The sequence below is a fragment of the Photobacterium kasasachensis genome (assembly GCF_050336885.1).
Lineage (GTDB): Bacteria > Pseudomonadota > Gammaproteobacteria > Enterobacterales > Vibrionaceae > Photobacterium > Photobacterium kasasachensis.
This window is the reverse complement of record NZ_JAKJSH010000005.1, coordinates 52,285-69,467: the sequence shown is the minus strand read 5'-3', so window position 1 is coordinate 69,467 and position 17,183 is coordinate 52,285. Positions and strand designations below refer to the sequence as shown.

At 49.2% G+C, this 17,183-nt stretch carries 14 protein-coding genes; 6 read left to right on the top strand and 8 right to left on the bottom strand.

The window, feature by feature from the left end; genetic code table 11:
* Positions 1-7 precede the first annotated feature (7 nt).
* Entirely contained in the window at positions 8-2,137 is a 2,130-nt protein-coding gene (locus L4D19_RS04755) for a TRAP transporter permease (protein WP_428451463.1), read from the top strand.
* 63 nt (positions 2,138-2,200) lie between these two features.
* Positions 2,201-3,460 carry an L-2-hydroxyglutarate oxidase gene (gene lhgO / locus L4D19_RS04750; protein ID WP_428451462.1) on the top strand — a complete coding sequence of 420 codons (1,260 nt, stop codon included), beginning with the start codon at positions 2,201-2,203 and terminating at the stop codon, positions 3,458-3,460.
* A 114-nt stretch (positions 3,461-3,574) separates the two neighbouring features.
* Here the strand turns inward: lhgO and L4D19_RS04745 are convergent, their stop codons facing one another.
* From L4D19_RS04745 to L4D19_RS04735, 3 genes are all read right to left on the bottom strand, one after another.
* On the bottom strand, positions 3,575-4,747 hold the full coding sequence (locus L4D19_RS04745; protein ID WP_428451461.1) for an MFS transporter: 1,173 nt from the start codon (positions 4,745-4,747) through the stop codon (positions 3,575-3,577).
* Positions 4,748-4,797: 50 nt separating this feature from the next.
* Positions 4,798-5,331, bottom strand: a complete 534-nt coding sequence (locus L4D19_RS04740; RefSeq protein WP_428451460.1) for a GNAT family N-acetyltransferase — start codon at positions 5,329-5,331, stop codon at positions 4,798-4,800.
* A 106-nt stretch (positions 5,332-5,437) separates the two neighbouring features.
* Entirely contained in the window at positions 5,438-6,817 is a 1,380-nt protein-coding gene (locus tag L4D19_RS04735) for a DUF3943 domain-containing protein (RefSeq protein WP_428451459.1), read from the bottom strand.
* Between the two features lie 252 nt (positions 6,818-7,069).
* On the opposite strand from L4D19_RS04735, the gene L4D19_RS04730 reads away from it, so the two are divergent.
* Both L4D19_RS04730 and L4D19_RS04725 read left to right on the top strand, forming a co-directional pair.
* A complete protein-coding gene (locus L4D19_RS04730; protein ID WP_428451458.1) occupies positions 7,070-7,783 on the top strand; it encodes an AraC family transcriptional regulator in 714 nt (237 codons plus the stop codon).
* Positions 7,784-7,895: 112 nt separating this feature from the next.
* On the top strand, positions 7,896-8,762 hold the full coding sequence (locus tag L4D19_RS04725; protein ID WP_428451457.1) for a DMT family transporter: 867 nt from the start codon (positions 7,896-7,898) through the stop codon (positions 8,760-8,762).
* Here L4D19_RS04725 and L4D19_RS04720 read toward each other — a convergent pair.
* Complete coding sequence (locus tag L4D19_RS04720) at positions 8,759-10,861, bottom strand: sensor histidine kinase (protein ID WP_428451965.1); 2,103 nt, start codon at positions 10,859-10,861, stop codon at positions 8,759-8,761. The genes L4D19_RS04725 and L4D19_RS04720 overlap by 4 nt on opposite strands.
* Before the next feature lie 301 nt (positions 10,862-11,162).
* On the opposite strand from L4D19_RS04720, the gene L4D19_RS04715 reads away from it, so the two are divergent.
* Complete coding sequence (locus L4D19_RS04715; protein ID WP_428451456.1) at positions 11,163-11,669, top strand: DUF3016 domain-containing protein; 507 nt, start codon at positions 11,163-11,165, stop codon at positions 11,667-11,669.
* A gap of 100 nt (positions 11,670-11,769) precedes the next feature.
* Here L4D19_RS04715 and L4D19_RS04710 read toward each other — a convergent pair whose 3' ends face one another.
* From L4D19_RS04710 to L4D19_RS04695, 4 genes are all read right to left on the bottom strand, one after another.
* On the bottom strand, positions 11,770-12,645 hold the full coding sequence (locus L4D19_RS04710) for a 6-pyruvoyl trahydropterin synthase family protein (protein ID WP_428451455.1): 876 nt from the start codon (positions 12,643-12,645) through the stop codon (positions 11,770-11,772).
* A gap of 127 nt (positions 12,646-12,772) precedes the next feature.
* Positions 12,773-13,423 carry a hypothetical protein gene (locus L4D19_RS04705; RefSeq protein ID WP_428451454.1) on the bottom strand — a complete coding sequence of 217 codons (651 nt, stop codon included), beginning with the start codon at positions 13,421-13,423 and terminating at the stop codon, positions 12,773-12,775.
* A 160-nt stretch (positions 13,424-13,583) separates the two neighbouring features.
* The gene (locus L4D19_RS04700; RefSeq protein ID WP_160648789.1) at positions 13,584-13,961 is read right to left on the bottom strand and encodes a SpoIIAA family protein; all 378 of its coding nucleotides are present in this window, start codon (positions 13,959-13,961) and stop codon (positions 13,584-13,586) included.
* A gap of 261 nt (positions 13,962-14,222) precedes the next feature.
* Complete coding sequence (locus L4D19_RS04695) at positions 14,223-15,776, bottom strand: long-chain-fatty-acid--CoA ligase (protein ID WP_428451453.1); 1,554 nt, start codon at positions 15,774-15,776, stop codon at positions 14,223-14,225.
* A gap of 381 nt (positions 15,777-16,157) precedes the next feature.
* On the opposite strand from L4D19_RS04695, the gene L4D19_RS04690 reads away from it, so the two are divergent.
* Positions 16,158-17,147 carry a phospholipase A gene (locus L4D19_RS04690; RefSeq protein ID WP_428451452.1) on the top strand — a complete coding sequence of 330 codons (990 nt, stop codon included), beginning with the start codon at positions 16,158-16,160 and terminating at the stop codon, positions 17,145-17,147.
* The last annotated feature ends 36 nt before the right edge of the window (positions 17,148-17,183 follow it).

Here is a 17,183-nt window from a genome sequence, read left to right as displayed (position 1 = left end):
CATCATCATGAGCAATGCCACCGAACAAGAACTGCAGCAATTTGAACTGCCGACACGGACAGACTTTCCTTGGCTGACATCCACAATCACTGTGCTGGGTGTCGTGCTATCCATACTTCATATTTGGTTCAATACCCTTGCGACTCTGCCTGAACTTTGGGTTTCAGCGACCCACTTTGCCGGTTTTGCTATTATCTGTGCGCTATGGTACCCGGCCCATCAAAGCCTCAAGCGCAGCAAAGTCGCGCTTGGCGTTGATATTCTTATTGCCTTGGGGGCACTGGCCTGCCTGCTATATATCCCCTTTGCCGAAGATGCCCTGTACGAGCGCGGGGTGAAGTTCATCGCCAGCGACTGGGTCTTTGCTATTCTGGCTATTGCGATTGTTCTAGAGCTTATCCGCCGTACTATTGGCTGGTTTATCCCTGTCCTGATCGTACTGTGCCTGAGCTATGTCGTCGTTTGGGGACAATGGGTTTCGGGGATCTTCCACTTTCCCGGGCTAAGCTTTGAGACGCTACTCTACCGCAGCTTCTACAGCTCCGAAGGCATGTTTGGCTCAATCTCGCGGATCAGCTGGAGCTTTGTCTTCATGTTTATCCTGTTCGGTGCTTTTTTAGTCCGCTCCGGTGTTGGTGACTACATCATCGATGTCTCCCGCGCCGCGGCCGGAAAGATCATCGGCGGACCGGGCTTTATTGCCGTTATCGGTTCGGGGCTAATGGGGTCGGTCTCGGGTTCCAGTGTGGCCAACACCGTCTCGACCGGTGTTATTACTATTCCGCTCATGCGCAAGGCCGGGTTTCCCGCCCGATTTGCCGCCGGTGTCGAAGCCGCCGCCTCAACCGGTGGCCAGCTAATGCCGCCGGTTATGGGAGCCGGAGCCTTTATTATGGCCTCCTATACACAGGTTCCCTACGTCAATATCATTGCCGTTTCTGTGGTTCCCGCCCTGATTTACTTCCTTTCCGTTGCTTTCTTCGTCCGTATCGAAGCCAAGCGCAGCGGTGTCCATCAGGTAACCACCACCACCGAACCGTTCCTGAAAGTGCTGCTTTCCGGCTGGCACAACCTTATCCCGCTTGGGGTACTCGTCAGTCTGCTGGTCAGTGGCTTTACCCCGACCTATGCCGCCGGATTGTCGATTATCTCTGTTATCGTTGCCTCCTGGCTTTCACCCAACAAGATGGGACTTACTGCTATTGTTGAAGCAATGGCGCAAGGCGCTCGCAATATGGCAACCACTGCAGTGCTGCTGATCGGGATTGGCCTGGTGATCAATGTGATCAGCACGACGGGGATCGGTAATACCTTCTCGCTGATGATCAATGACTGGGCTGGAGGCAACCTGATCATCATGCTGGTACTGATTGCCCTGGCTTCACTGATCCTCGGTATGGGGCTGCCTGTAACCGCAGCCTATATTGTTCTGGGCACCCTGTCTGCGCCGGCCCTGTACAAACTGCTTGCCGAAAGCCAAATTCTCGACCTGATGGTCAACGGACAGTTGCCCGAGCAGGCGAAGGCTATCTTTATGCTTGCCGCACCGGATCAACTGACGGCGCTGACGCAACCAATGAGCCTAGACAAGGCCCAGCAACTACTGGCACTGGTACCGGCAGATTTCATGGGGACTCTACTGGACCAAGGGCTGGGACTGGAGAAAGTCGGCTTAGCTCTATTGTCTGCCCACCTGATCATTTTCTGGCTATCGCAGGATAGCAACGTAACTCCACCTGTCTGCCTTACCGCCTTTGCCGCTGCCACCATTGCCAGAACGCCACCCATGCGGACAGGGTTAACGGCATGGAAAATTGCCAAAGGCCTGTACCTAGTACCTCTGTTGATTGCCTATACCTCGCTAGTTAGCTGGGACTGGGTTTCGGTGGTCACCGTCGGCTTTTTTGCCACCGTTGGCACCTATGCCCTGATAGGGGCAATAGAAGGCTACCTGGAAGGACAAATTAATTTGTTCCTGAGGGGCTTACTTGGCACACTAGGGGTAGTCTTGGTATGGCCTGATCTGCCGCTAACTGCCCGTATTGCCGCCACTATTGTGTTCGTGGCCCTGTTTATCTATAGCGGTCGAATAGATCGCCAGCAACAGCTGGCTGCTACTCCGTCATCCCAATCATAACAAGGTACAGGAATTACGATGCCCGGAGTTATCTGCTCCGGGTGCCAATAGGGAGTTTTAGTTGTGAACAAAATATACGATTACATTATCGTCGGTGGAGGCATTGTCGGCATTTCGACCGCCTGGCAATTGCAACAACGATACCCGGAAAAATCCATTCTGGTGCTCGAAAAAGAAGATACCCTTTCCCAGCACCAAACCGGCCATAACAGCGGAGTGATCCATGCCGGCGTCTATTATGCGCCGGGGAGCCTGAAGGCGAACTTCTGCAAAGCCGGTGTCGAGCGTACCCTTGAGTTCTGTCAAAAGCATGAAATCCCAGTAGAAAACTGCGGCAAACTACTGGTTGCTACAGATCCGCTGGAACTTGAAAGAATGCATGCGCTATATGAGCGTTGCCATGAAAATGGAATTGATGTCGAACTGCTCGACCAAGCTGCGCTTACGGAGAAAGAACCAAACATTACCGGTTTGGGAGCGATCTTCGTCAAATCGACCAGTATTGTTAACTATCGACTAATCACAGAGAAAATGGCCGAGGAGTTTATTCAGCTCGGGGGCAAGGTGTCGAAACGTACCGAAGTGGTCGCCCTGGCTGAATCCACCGATAAAATTACGGTCAGCTGTAAAAGCGACGGCCAGCCTTTTCAGCTAGATTGCCGGTTCTTGATATCCTGCTCGGGCCTGATGGCCGATCGCCTGACACAGATGCTCAATATCGAGACTGACTTTCAGATCATTCCCTATCGTGGGGAGTACTATCGCCTGGCACCAAAATTCAACAATGTGGTTAATCATCTGATCTACCCGATTCCGGATCCGGATCTTCCCTTTCTTGGTGTGCACCTTACCAAGATGATCGACGGTACCGTTACGGTCGGCCCCAATGCGGTACAAGGCTGGAAGCGAGAAGGCTACGGCCGGATCAATATCAACCTGAAGGATGTTCTGGATATGATCCAATTCAGCGGTTTCTGGAAAGTCACAGCCAAGCACCTGAAAACCGGCCTGATAGAAACCAAAAACTCATGGTGGAAACCCGGCTACCTGAAAATGGTCAATAAGTATTGCCCGCAGATCAAAGCCAGCGATCTTGAACCCTACCCGGCCGGGATCCGGGCGCAAGCAGTACTGAAAGACGGCACCCTGGTTCATGACTTCCTGTTTGCCGAAAGCCCGCGCAGCCTGCATGTGTGCAATGCACCCTCACCGGCCGCCACCTCGGCAATTCCAATCGGTAACTATATCTGCGACAAGGTGGCCGAAAAGGAGCCCACGGCCCCAAAGGAAGTAAACACTGAATCTGTTGCAGAGCCGGCCTGATTCAGTTTCCGTTCTCGACAGCATCCTCACAGACAAAAACGCGCGAAGAAGGTCTTCGCGCGTTTTTATTCACCAATCAGCCACAGCCACTTACATCATTTCATCCAGGCTTCTCTAGTGCTTTTTAACTACGATATTCAGCAACAATAAGGTTATTACCGGAAAAACCGATGCCACCAGCATCCAGCTCCAGCCTTGAGTAAACAGCACCATACCGGCACTTAATGAACCCGCCGCCTGAAAAGCCGTAATAGAAAAATCATTGATAGCCTGAACCCTGAAGCGCTCATGTGGTTGATAGGTACCGGGCAGCAAAGTCGTACCGCTGATAAATAGAAAGTTCCAGCCAATACCAAGCAGCACCAGTGCCCACCAGTAACTATGTACACTTTGCCCGAGCAGCCCTATCGCAATACAGCCGAGCATGATCATGCAACCAACAAAGATCAGCCTGAAGGTACCAATACTCCTTATGATTAACGGGGTAATAAGCGATGGCAAATACATCGCAACAACATGGCTCTGAATCACCCATTTGGCACTCTGGATATCATGACCGTGATGCTGCATGGCCAGCGGCGTCGCTGTCATCAGGAACGCCATGACAGCATAGGCCGTCAATCCGGCCCCCAGCGCAAGCCAGAGCAAAGGCTGCTTTAGGACTTGAGATAAAGGACGATCGCTACCATTCTTGATACTGTCTTCCCTGATACTGATCGGCTTCATGCCCACCCACAATATCACCGCACCTACAAGTTCAATGATCCCCAGCGCACTATATGCATTCGCATATTCAGACGTAAAGGCAGGAACAAGCTGCCCGACATTTAGCAACTCAGGCCCGACAACGGCAGCAGCGATGCCCCCCACCAATACCAGGCTTACCACACTAGGGTGCTGGCTAGGATCCTTACAGCTTTCAATGGCCGCAAAACGATATTGGCTGACATACGCCAGTTGGGTTCCCAGCAAAAAACTACACGCAGTAAACGCCCAGAAGGCTTCTTGCTCAATAGCAATACCGGCGGCAAAAGCAACACCACTGCTAATCAGTGCTGCCGCAATAAAGGCATTTTTCCGACCGAACCTATGCTGGATTTTCGCGGCGGGAAAAATGTTCAGTGACACGCCGATTATCAACACCGTTACCGGTAAGGTTGCCAGCTCAAGCGTCGGCTGTAACTGAGCACCGACTATCCCGCCAAGAAAAACACTAAGCGCACCAACTGACAGGACAAAAGGCTGAACCAGAGCAAGCAGCCAGGCATTCCATGGCAAAGATTTCATAAACATCCATTTTCGTCATTGCTAATAGTAAGCTTGATACGGGCAGCCTGTTACAGGGTTTTATTTACAGCTAAGGTATAAATAAGATCATCATAACGTTGCTGCCTGATTTCGTAGGCATCAGGAATGCGCTGGCTAAACTCGAACCCACACTTTTCCAGCACCCGGCATGAGGCTTCGTTTCCATCTGTTACCGTAGCGGTTAAGCATGACAAATGAAGCTCATCAACAGCAAACTGAACCAAGCTCTGCAGCGATTCCGTGCCGTAGCCGTTGCCATGGTACTCAGGCAGCAACAGGTAACCGACTTCAGCCTGAGATCGATCTTGTTGATCAATTTGAAACCCGGTTACCCCCACCGACTTGCCTGTCTCTTTTTCGATGATTGTCAGGCAAAGCCAGTGCTCGGAGTCATGTCTCCACTCAGGGAGACGGCTGTCGAATCTAGTTTGTATATCATCAGGGGAGGGTTGATCAAAAGCCAACTCTATCACCTTTGGCTCCTGAAGCAGCCGGCAAAACAAAGGCCAATCCGCCTCAACTATCTGCCGCATCGCCAACCTTGGCGTATCTAGACTAATCACCTTATTTTTCCTCAGCTTATACCAAAAATTATGTGCTATTGTGCATTGACACTACACAGCTATGGCTTGCTTGTCGAGGCTATATGTTTAGCGTACTGATGTTCGTTTAGCGCTCCCCTCGGCCAAATCGATATACAAGCTGCCCCGAAAAAAGATCGTCGTTTGTCGAGGTACTGGTACTGTGATAATGAGACCAATCAGCAAGTAGCGCCCAATTAGCATGAAACTGATAATGCAAACCAGCACCACCGTTGATCTGGAATGTTTTGAGATCAACACTTTTCTCCAACAGTGTTTCGCCAATACCGACATTCAGATAAGGCCGCAGTTTATCCTTGTTATTAAAATAATATTGAAAATCAAAACTGTAGTTTTCATAACTTACATCTGCTTTGGTAATCGTGCTCGGTGTTTCAACTCGGGTATAATTCAGTCGGGAAGAGAAAGCCGGGGTAAAATACACTCCCAGGCTGATTGTCGGCGCCCAACGATTCTCCAGTTGCCAGTCACTATCAAGATCCAAATATCGAGCCCCAATTGAAATACCAACGACGCCGTAATCAATAGGATCATACGACACTGAAGATGTCGCATATTCCCGACGACGCTTGAGCGCCGGGCTTGTTTCTCCCTCGCCGATGCTGTAACTCATGTTGACCCTAAACTGGGTATCCACTTCTCCGTTTGACATCGGAACATCCTGAAAGCCGATGTACCCGGTGCCAGCTTTGATAACATCACGGCCAACCAGATTATTAATACCACGACCAATGCTATCGACCGGATCAAGAAAAAACAGCGCCGTATCTCCTACCCACGAAGAGCCCCAGACTTCACCGCCACCCTGGATGATCTCCCGCTCTTTGTTGAATGCCCACTCGCCATATACCCACCCCAACACGGGGGTTGTCACCAAATCCTGAATAGCAGGGACTTCTGCAAAGGCCTCCAACCCATATTCCCAATAAAATGTAGACATCAGAAACGAGTAGACAAACGCATCCCACTGGCGATAGCCGGACTTTCGGGCAACCTGATAGTAGACACCGCCAAAATAAGGGTGGCCGATATAATTGATATACCAGATATCCCGATCCCACACAGGGCCGTCTTTGACATTTTTCCACCATTTTTCCATCAGGCGTTCACTGCTATTGTCCCAGTTCGAAATGTCTTCCGGCAGCAAGGCAATAACACCGGCCACCCCGACTCCATACCAGGCAACCGATTTGGTCTGCGACCACAGACGATCGGCGTCCTCGCCGTTTTCCGCCGAGAAAAGCGCCACCGAATAAGGGGAATCATACACACTGTCAGGCCTGGACTGATCTTCCCAGCTTGTGTTGCTATACCCAGATAAAGAAGAAGATGCAGAAGAAAGTACAGAGGAGGATGTAGAAAACAAGGTATCGTTTTCATCACCGAAGGCTGGGGAAGCCACAATAAATGAAGCCAACAACAAAGGAATGGTAAACTGACAATGCATAACCTGATCGCCTTCTGCTCATCAATATCAAGCCAAAAATAAGGCTAATTATTATTTTAGGTATCTTTAAGCTGTTAATTCAAAAAGCAATCTAGTCAGTATAGTTCAATGTAATTTGTTCCTTCCTAACAAGAAGGATATATTTATGAGAATCCGGATCACAACTGACAATTAAATACTGACCTCCTACAACGGAGACTGTCCCCTACTACACGCTACGAATAAACATGCTGCCACTTCGAAGGAGAAATTTTGGCTCTACTCAATCGTCTGTCAATCCGCTCCTACACCCAGCGGATGCGCAGTCATTTTCATGAATACCACCAGCTGGTATTGCCGTTACATGGCTCTATCAATATTAAAGTCGGTGACTACTCGGGGAGAGTAAACCTGGGGGATTGCGTTGTCATCCAAGCTGGCCAGCAGCATGACTTTCATGCTGATGAGGCGGCACGGTTTCTGGTTGCCGATCTGGACCAATTGCCAGCCAACCTTACCGAGAGTTCATCGGTCAAGTTCTCGATTAGCTCTCCTTTGCTGGCCTACATTCAGTTCATCGACAAACAGCTGGAATCTCAGGTAAACCAGGAGGTCGAGACGATGACCTTTGATCTTTTCTATCAGCTCATCACCCAGCAAACCTGCTTCACCAAAATCGATCCCCGAATCGAGCAGGTTATTGAGATGATCCAGCGCGATCTCAGCCAAACATTGTCGATCCAGGAACTCGCCCGGCATGCGTGCCTCAGTCCAACCCAGTTCAAAAAAGTGTTTAAACAGAGCATGACAATGACCACGCAGCAATACATTACGCAACTTCGAATGGAAAAGGCCAAAGCCTTGCTGGCCCATACCGATCTGCCAATCCGCATTGTCGCAGAGCAGGTAGGCTATACGGACTTGTCTGCGTTCAGCCGCCGTTTTTCTGACTTTTTTGGCTTGTCGCCGTCTGCATTTTCGCGATAGCAAACAAAATCAACTCCAGCCTATCAACCAACACAAGCGTCCTTTCAGCACACTAACAAACACAAACCACAGCTATTCTTTCTGCCATTAAATCAGATAAGGATGCACTATCATGGCAACACTCTATGGCGTTATTGCCGTTATTCTATGGGGGTTACTCGCCCTGCTCGGTACCATGACCACAAAAATACCGGCATTTCAGCTATTGTCTCTGTGCTTTAGCCTCTCAGCATTCATTATGCTGGCAAAGCGCTTCATTACCGGCCAGCGATTGTTCAGCAAGCCACAACTGACAACACCACAGTGGCTCATTGGCATAGCTGGACTATTCGGCTTCCACTTTTGTTATTTCATGGCACTGAAGTATGCCCCAGCGATTGAGGTCAGCCTGATAGTCTACCTATGGCCATTGCTATTAGCCGTTTTTGTAGCTAACCGACAAACACTCGCCAGGGCCCTATGCGGTGGCTGCCTGGGTTTTGTCGGTATTACGTTTATTATCCTTGGTGAAGCCAGCCTATCAATCAGCCAAGCTCACCTGAGCGGTTACCTGCTGGCTATTGTCTGTGCGCTGATTTGGTCGAGTTATTCGTGGTATTTGTCCAAATCGACTAACCATGTCGATGACATTGGCTGGCTGTCGGCAGCTGTGGCCGTGCTCTCTCTGGTGGCTCACCTGAAACTGGAAACCGGCTACTGGGATTTCAATGTCAGTGAATGGCTCGGTATAATTTTGCTTGGCCTGGGGCCGGTGGGCGGCTCGTTTTACCTGTGGGACATCGGCCTTAAACACGGAAATAAGCAACTGCTGGCCTCTCTGAGCTTCAGTGCCCCACTGATTTCATCAATAGCGCTGTCACTGGCAGGCATAAACAGCTGGTCATTCAATATTATACTGGCACTATGTTTTATTCTCGCCGGGGCCCTGCTGGCCAATATGAAATCCAAGCAGTCGAAAGCGATACCAACCAACGCCTAGTCTGATTCAGTGATGCCATGCTCAAATTCATCTCCAGACTCATAGCCAGGTGAATGCGTGGATTGTAGCGAGAAAACCTGCATCACAACCGTAAATGTCATCCCCGCCACCCGCCGCCCTTCGTCATCGACGTTATTGGCGGCACGGATGGAACCTTGCATATCGCGGATACTATTTGCAGTGATTGATAGTCCCAACCCCAGCCCTTCACCCATTTTTTTACTGGTCTGAAACGGTTCGAACATGTTGTCCAGCATGGACTCGCTAACCCCGCATCCATTGTCGATCACCTCAATGATCACCTGCTCGCCCTGTTCTGAGGCTGTGATAATCAAGGCAGGTTGAGCTATATCAGCCATCGCATCAAGGGCATTACTGATCAGGTTACCCAATACCTGCATGAGACGCTGAGGCTCTCCGAGTACGTGTGGCAGTGTAGAGGGAATACGAATACGAACATCGACACCTTGCAGCCGTTGCTGATGAATACGCAATAATTGCTGCAGCGAATCCGGCAAGGACGTGGCCGATAGCTGTTCAGGGCGGTTAAAGGCAAACGTTTTGAGCTGCGAGGTCATGTTTGCCATCCGTTCCACCAGCGTATCCACCAGCTTCATGTTGACAAGCAGCATCTTGGTTTCTCCGCGCTCAATCAGTAATTCATTGCTGGAGAGCAAAGTGCGCAACCCGGTAAGCGGTTGGTTGAGCTCGTGGGTAATCGCGCTCGACATTCTGCCCAGCGCGGCCATTTTACTGCTCTGGACCAGCTCTGCCTGGGCAGAGTGCAGCGCTCTTGTCCTTTCCTGAACCCGTTGTTCCAGTTGCTCATTGACCGCACGAAGGGCGTTTTCCGCTTTTTTACGCTTGCTAATATCGATGGCCGTGATCAAAAAATGCCTTTCGTCATGCCAAGGAAGCGAGGTGATTGAAAACAACACCGGAAACCGCGAGCCGTCGCTACGCCGGGCCATCACTTCTACGCCAGTGATTTCTCCCCACTCATGGTGATTAGCCAAATTCTTCAGCAACAGCATTACGGTTGAATTACCGGCCGTCGTCTCAAACAGCTGCCAGGCAAAAATATTCTCGACCATGGAGTCCGACAAGCTGAAATAACGCATAGCCGTCGGGTTGATTTCACCAATCTTTCCCTGGCTGTCAAGCAGCATCAACCCAACATTGGTTTTGCTGAACATCCGCCGCAACCAGTATTCGGACTCAATGACCAGATCCTGTAACTGCTGTTTAGAGCGCAGCTTCTGCCGTCGCTCGTAAATAAACAGCCCCAGAATAAGTATCGAGACCATCAGGATGACGGTACTCACCCCCAGCCAGTAAACCGTTTGTATTTGCTCTTTCAATGGCGTGAGGTAGTAGATCTTCCATTTCAGATCATCGAGCTGAACCGTTTGAACCAGATAGTCTTCCTGCCCGAGCTGCCAGGTCGACAATGTCGTACCACTGGCAAGCTGCATAACACTCGGAGGTTGCTGTGCCATTTCCTGCGCCTGGCTGTTGAGCCACTCGGCGCTATAGCGCTGGCTGCTCGACAGGAAAAACTTCTGTTCTCTATGGCTGATCAAAACCAATTCATTATCAGCCAGCCAGGACTCCGTCAAGGTACTCAAGTCGACCTTAACGACAGCGATTCCGATCACCACTGATTTTGAGTACATAGGCGCAGCCAGAAAGTACCGTGCCTTGCCGTCAACAATCTTGCTCACTGTCACCACTTCTCCGCCCTGGCGGATAAGTTTGTCAGCGATAGCCTGCCCGTCGGCTTCCTCCCAACTGGCATGCTTTCGGCTAGAAGCAATCAGGTTTCCTTTCGGTGTCAGGATATACCAGCCCTTGGTATTGGCGGCCTTGTCCAACTGGGCGAGATAAAGGCCAACGTCATCATGCAAAGTATTGTCGCCGGTCAGCAGCCCCCGACTCTGCTGGTGATCGGCCACCAAATAAGGCAGATAATGATAGCGACTGAGTGCTCGGCGAATGTCACCGACGTACTTGAGCAAGCGATCTTCGCCCTGCGTCTGAGCATTTTCAAATAGCCACTGGCGGCCCACTTCTCTTGTCGCAACCATCCCGGCGACCATAGCAATGATGACAACAGAGATAGTCAGCAGTAGCCTTAAACGTTTAGACAAAATGACTCCTCGCATCCATGCTGATTCTGTCTGTGTTTCACAGTCTGCAAGGCGAACAGCCCAAAGTCGAGCCAATCTATGCGCGAAATGACGCTAGACCTCTGATAGTTTGGAGCCAATCACATCCGCCAGCGTGTTTGATAAACTTAAGGATGACAGTAACTACCGGGCTTCGGCTCTGCGGGCCAGACCGAAGCTGTTCACCAAACTGGGTACGAGAACACATTGTATCCTCCGGAGGCTCTCACTCATGAAACTAACAACCTGGCTACCCCTTAGCTTTTTCTTATTCTGTGCCACAGCTGTTGCCAATGACACATTTGAGTTTCCGCCCGCATCGGTTACCTGGGCCAGCCCTGAAAACTACCGCGATGTGAGATCGTCCAGCGGTAGCCAGCCACGCTTTCAACAACAAGTCTTCGAGAATCTCAGTGAATATTTCGGCGATATGGCCAGAATCTATCTGGCTCCGGACCAAACACTGAACATCAAGGTGAACAATCTGGATCTAGCAGGTGATATTCGCTATGGCGCAGAAACCGGACAAAAAATACGAATATTAACCAGTATTTCAGCACCCTCGATCAGTTTCAGCTACCAGATCCGTCAGGGTGAGACGGCAATGAAATCGGATACAGTCAGGCTGACCAACCTGAACTATCAGGCAAGTGTGTGGGGAATGGGCAGAAGCAGGGTACTCGCCTATGAAAAACAGCTAATTCATGACTGGGCAAGAAAATCACTAAGAAATCACTAGGAAGAAACCTGGGCATTAGAATGCAAAAAGCCCTTTATTTTAAAAGGGCTTTATGAGGTTATCGCTGTTTATTTCGAGGCTTGGTTTTATCGAGGCAGGGTTATGCTGAGGCCATGGCACCTTTGCCAACCCCTTCGTAAGCGACCACGTCAAGGGACTTGCCCTCGACCATTGGACGAACCTGCTCAGCAATATAATGCGCCAACAGCTCTACGGTAGTATCTGTATCGAGCATCTCGGTTTCCGAGCGGGCAATCGCCAACTCAAACTCACCCTGAGGCGCCTGATAACGGAAACCATAATGGGTCAACTCGGAGATACCCGCCGCATGCTTGCTCAGGTTCAGGTCCGATAACGCAACCTCGTCTTCACTGCTACCCAGGTAGATATCCTGCCAGCGCTGCGCCCACTGCTGCTCTAGCTCGGCATCGCGCTGGCCGCCAACATACAGCTCTACCGGAGAACGGTGGCCATGAGCAATACGCTGACAGTTCCCGTCATGCTTTTTAAGCCCATGGCTATAGTGATAAAAGGCGCCTTCAATTTTCTCATGACGCAAAGTCAGTTCCAGCCCTTGCACATTGTCCGGTAACTTACCGTCTAGTACCTGATACAAATGGCGGGTAACAGACTCAATCGTTACTGCATCATCATCAATAAAGCAGTAAGCCTGATCCGGGCAATTCAAGTGAATACTTGTCTCGTCACGTAGCAAGTCGACTGTTGCGTAACCAGGCTGACTTTCGGCAACATGAATTCGGGAGTTCCGAGTCGGTACAATTAGGCGATGATCGACAAACTCATCCACCAGCTGCTTGATTTGCTTTTTGACCCTGCTGAAATCGAGCACCATGCTCATTTCATTCAGCTCACCCGACATCACCACATCGAGGATCCAACTTTCTCCGACCATACCTCGCTGTTCGCACAGGTAAGAAGCATCGATAACGGTAAGATCTCTGACAAATAGCTTCAAAGTGAAGTCCTTAATGATAATGGTTGTCGTTAAACTAGCAGGGCATTATACGCAGCTGAAAACGGGAGTAAACAACAGCGTGAGCCCGCCTCCCATCAGATAAGCTGCACGGGGCATATTCTGTTACTCAGAACAAATAGGAAGCGCCAATAAAGAGGGAGGTGACACCGTTCTGCTGTGATTCGAATGTAACGGCATTTCCATCGCTGTCGGTACCATTCCAGGTTTCTATATCTTTCGGCACCAGCGAGTGACGTAGCCCAAGATCAACTCTGACCGGCTCTGCTACCTGCCAATTAATCCCTGCCTGCAGGCCGAACACGATTCCGCTTACATCAAACCCATCCGGAAACTGCGAATCCGGCTCCACCGACGAGTAACCGATATGAAGCCCAACAAACGGGGTTACAGTCTTTTCATGACGGAACAGGTAATCGGCACTGAGCAAGTGCATGTTGGCTTTTGTCTCGTAGGCAGGGGACTCTTGGAACTTGGTTTCAGATTTATGCTGCTCGAAACTGTAATACATCCGGCTCTTGCCATCGGGTGTATATGCGCCAATATCAATGCCAGCAAAACCCTCGCCTGAGGTGGATTCTGCTTCCAGCTTACTGCCATTACTCAGCACAACGCGATCAGAATTACTGAGCTGGCTCATTCCGCCCTTTATGCTGGCAAAATATCGAAAAGACGAATCGAGCTGCTCAGTATCCTTGGCATGAAGCGATATAGGGAGCAATGCAAACAGTACAGCAACCGCTGTTTTATTAATATCCATTTTAAACCTGTAAATAGTACAAACATATAAAGCAAATAACTGAATATGGCGATAACACCCACGCCACCATACTCAACAAAGGAAAGATCTAATTGTCGTTTATTCTAATTCAATAGTAATTTCAGTACTATAGTTGCTATTGTGCAGTAAGCTCTAAATGTCACTCCCGTAGCCAACTCAGTGCATCCAGGGGCTCTTCAAAATACCTGACCTCTCCGGAAACAAACCAGCTTCCCATCTTAGACATCACTTCCTGCCACCGGCTGTTGCCGTAAAACGCAACTTTGTTGAATTTCTTGCCGTGCTTTAAGCCCAGCTTTAAATCATCCCAGGCGGCCTGGAGCTGCCAGCCGTCAAAATCAGTACCATCGACGTAAACATTGACGATCGGGTGTTCAACTTCCACCAGCGCATCCTCAATCAATGGTGTGATCTTTTCATAATCCGAATGAGTCAGGGTGCCAATGGCCTTGAATTCCATAAAGACCATTTCATCCACCCGCTCTACATCCATCGAGATACCATGTACGTTACTCATCATTCCTCCTCAGAGCTTGTCATCGACAATCAGCCTCCGAGTCAAAGGGATCTGTTGATAAATCACTTATTGATATCATTACAGTTTAGCTGCTGAAACCCCATTCAGCGTCCTCAAATACCGACACAGCGATCATCCTGACCGGTTCAAAACCATCTCTGGGATGGATTCGGCTAAACACATAAAAAAGCAGGGGAAATCCCCTGCTTATCTTAAGCTGGCTCACTACGTATCAGGCGAATTGATTTCGCCAGCTAAGCACTACTCGGCAGACTGACTCATCCTGGCCTCGGCTTTGAGATCTTTTTTCAGGATCTTACCCGTGGCGCTCATAGGCAGCTGCTGACGTATCTCCACGCTCCTCGGATATTTGAACGTAGCAAACTGGGCCTTACCCCACTCGTAGAGCACCTGTTCATCCGCGTCGGATCCTTCTTTCAGCACCACATAGGCTTTAATCTCTTCACCATATTCCTGATCAGGAATGCCAATCACCGCCACCATGGCAACAGCAGGATGGGTCATAAACACTTCTTCGATTTCTCGCGGATATACATTAAATCCGCCGCGAATGATTAAGTCTTTGACCCGATCAACGATGTACAGATTTCCCTTTTCATCAAATCGACCGATATCACCGGTAAAGAACCAGCCATCGCGTAGCGCATTCTCATTTTCTTCCGGGCGGTTAAGGTATCCCTTCATGATGTTATGACCACGAATAATCACCTCCCCTTCCTGACCGCTGGCAACAAGCTCACCCTTCACATCGGCCAGGCGAATTTCAACGCCCTGAATCGGTTGACCGACCGAGCCTGGGATCCGTTCCTGATCCAGGTGATTGAAACAGGCAACAGGGCTGGTCTCCGACAGTCCGTAGCCTTCGAGAATCGGGACGTTGAACCTATCTTCAAAAACATGAATCACCTCTGTCGGCATCGACGAACCACCACTGATTGCCAGCCGCAGCGAAGAAACATCCCGCTCGTTCGGGCAGTGATTGAGCGCAATATACATAGTCGGTACCCCAGCAAACACGGTCACCTTATGCTCAGCAATCAATTCAAGAACCAATGCTGGCTCGAACCTCGGCACCAATACCATTGTTGCACCAGCGAAGACGGAGGCATTCATGTTAACGGTCTGGCCAAATGAGTGGAAAAGAGGCAACGTTACCAGCTGAACATCATCGGCCTGCGCCGCTATCAGGTTTTCTGTAACCAGGGCATTGCAGACCATATTCCCCTGCGTCAGTTCGGCCCCCTTCGGCAGGCCGGTTGTTCCGGAGGTATATAAAATAACAGCCGTATCATCGGCACGACGAGGCAGATAATCACAACAAGGAGCACACTCCTGGATAAAAGCAGAAAACGATGGCTGGCCATTAAATGAGTGCTGATTTTGATCCGCAGTCATCACAACCATATCCAGGCACTGCTCCACCTGGTTGAATGCCGCAACCCCGGCCTCCCCCATCGGCAATACGTCTGTTCCCTCAAAACAGAAAAAGAACTTCGCCTGAGAGTCTTCGAGGTGGTATTTAATCTCTCGTTCTTTAAGCAGCACATTAAGCGGTACCACGACCGCTCCGGCTTTCTGGATGCCGTAATAGACAATAGGGAAAAAAGGCAGGTTCGGGCAACTCAGCGCCACCTTGTCACCGGGTAAAATACCTTTGGCTATCAGGCCATTGGCAACCTTGCTGGCAAGGGCATCAAACTCGGCATAGGTGATTTGAATATCACCACAAATAATCGCAACTTTATCAGGTTTACAACTGGCATTTCTTTGCAGGGCAGCAGCTAGACTCATCATAGATGATTACCTTGTTATTCGTTGATTATCATTGATTCAGTTGCTAAATACCTAAAAATCCAACAGATATTAAGCAGCGTAGAATGATATAACTAGATAAGCCCTGACCAATTGTCAATAAACAGATGTTTAAATGTTAACTTTATGTGATCACAACTATCAAGTCTTAGTACCTGGTCACTGCGAGAAAGCAAAATGGGGATCACACCTAGCCTCCAACATCGCTATAGCTGGCTATCAAATGCTAAGTACAGCGAGCCATTGTCGTTCTCTGCTATCAACAACATGGTAGCGATAGACTATTATCAGCTTTATACATGTTTTTCTTATTAATAAATAAGAAAAACACCTTAACAACAGACACAGGGGGCTTTAGGCCTGATGATCACAAACAAGTACATTCTCTGTTGGATATTATTGTATCTCTTAAGCTTCCAAGCCCACTCTAGCTGTGCGGACATTAAGGTCGATCACCAACGGTTAGAATGTTATGACCAGCTATCAAAGGGTGGCCCCGAACTATCAGACAACGCTGATAAATCAGTAGCATCTAAAAGTGAAGCGAAAGCGTTCAATCTCACTACCATGGATAGCAACGAGATTGTCAGCTATTTTAATGACAGGAAAGTATTTCAACTGACCCCACATTATCCCAACTACATCCTCCCGTTGTCTTATAACGAAAGGCCGAATGAAGAAGCCTTCGAGGAATTTGCTCCCGGCGCAGAACTCGACAGATTTGAAGTCAAATTCCAGATCAGCGGTAGACTCAAACTGTTGGACGATATCTACCGCGATAACTGGGATATCTGGTTTGGCTATACCCAAACAGCGTGGTGGCAACTATATAACTCTGATGAATCAGCGCCTTTTAGGGAAACGAACTATGCCCCAGAAGTCTTTGCCTCCTACTACTCGGATGTGAATATCTTAGGTTTTAAACTCGTCATGACGGATATTGGTCTAATTCACCAGTCGAACGGACGCTCTGAATTACTCTCCCGAAGCTGGAATCGACTATATGCTAACTTTCAATTTACCAGAGACGACTTTTATCTATCCATTCAGCCCTGGTATCGCATTCCTGAAAGTGATGAGGACGATGACAACCCTAACATCGAAGATTACATGGGCTACGGAAATTATCGCCTGACATACAAAGACGAGGGAACACTGTATAGCCTTTTATTACGTAACAACCTAAAGTTTGACGATAATAAAGGCGGTATCGAATTAAGTTTGGCATTCCCCGTTTACGATATCGTTAAATTATATCTGCAATATTATAACGGCTATGGTGAAAGCTTGATTGACTATGACCATTACGTAAACCGAGTAAGCCTTGGAATATTAATTTATGAGTGGTTATGAGCCAGCTCTTTTAATACAGGTATCTCTTACGGAACA

Excerpts from the sequence above, each read along its gene's own strand:
- L4D19_RS04695 (WP_428451453.1), bottom strand. The coding sequence starts at position 15,776 with ATGATGAGTCTAGCTGCTGCCCTGCAAAGAAATGCCAGTTGTAAACCT.
- L4D19_RS04700 (WP_160648789.1), bottom strand. The coding sequence starts at position 13,961 with ATGAGTAACGTACATGGTATCTCGATGGATGTAGAGCGGGTGGATGAA.
- L4D19_RS04755 (WP_428451463.1), top strand. The coding sequence starts at position 8 with ATGAGCAATGCCACCGAACAAGAACTGCAGCAATTTGAACTGCCGACA.
- L4D19_RS04715 (WP_428451456.1), top strand. The coding sequence starts at position 11,163 with ATGAAACTAACAACCTGGCTACCCCTTAGCTTTTTCTTATTCTGTGCC.
- L4D19_RS04725 (WP_428451457.1), top strand. The coding sequence starts at position 7,896 with ATGGCAACACTCTATGGCGTTATTGCCGTTATTCTATGGGGGTTACTC.
- L4D19_RS04720 (WP_428451965.1), bottom strand. The coding sequence starts at position 10,861 with ATGGTCGCCGGGATGGTTGCGACAAGAGAAGTGGGCCGCCAGTGGCTA.
- L4D19_RS04690 (WP_428451452.1), top strand. The coding sequence starts at position 16,158 with ATGATCACAAACAAGTACATTCTCTGTTGGATATTATTGTATCTCTTA.
- L4D19_RS04705 (WP_428451454.1), bottom strand. The coding sequence starts at position 13,423 with ATGGATATTAATAAAACAGCGGTTGCTGTACTGTTTGCATTGCTCCCT.
- L4D19_RS04745 (WP_428451461.1), bottom strand. The coding sequence starts at position 4,747 with ATGAAATCTTTGCCATGGAATGCCTGGCTGCTTGCTCTGGTTCAGCCT.
- L4D19_RS04735 (WP_428451459.1), bottom strand. The coding sequence starts at position 6,817 with ATGCATTGTCAGTTTACCATTCCTTTGTTGTTGGCTTCATTTATTGTG.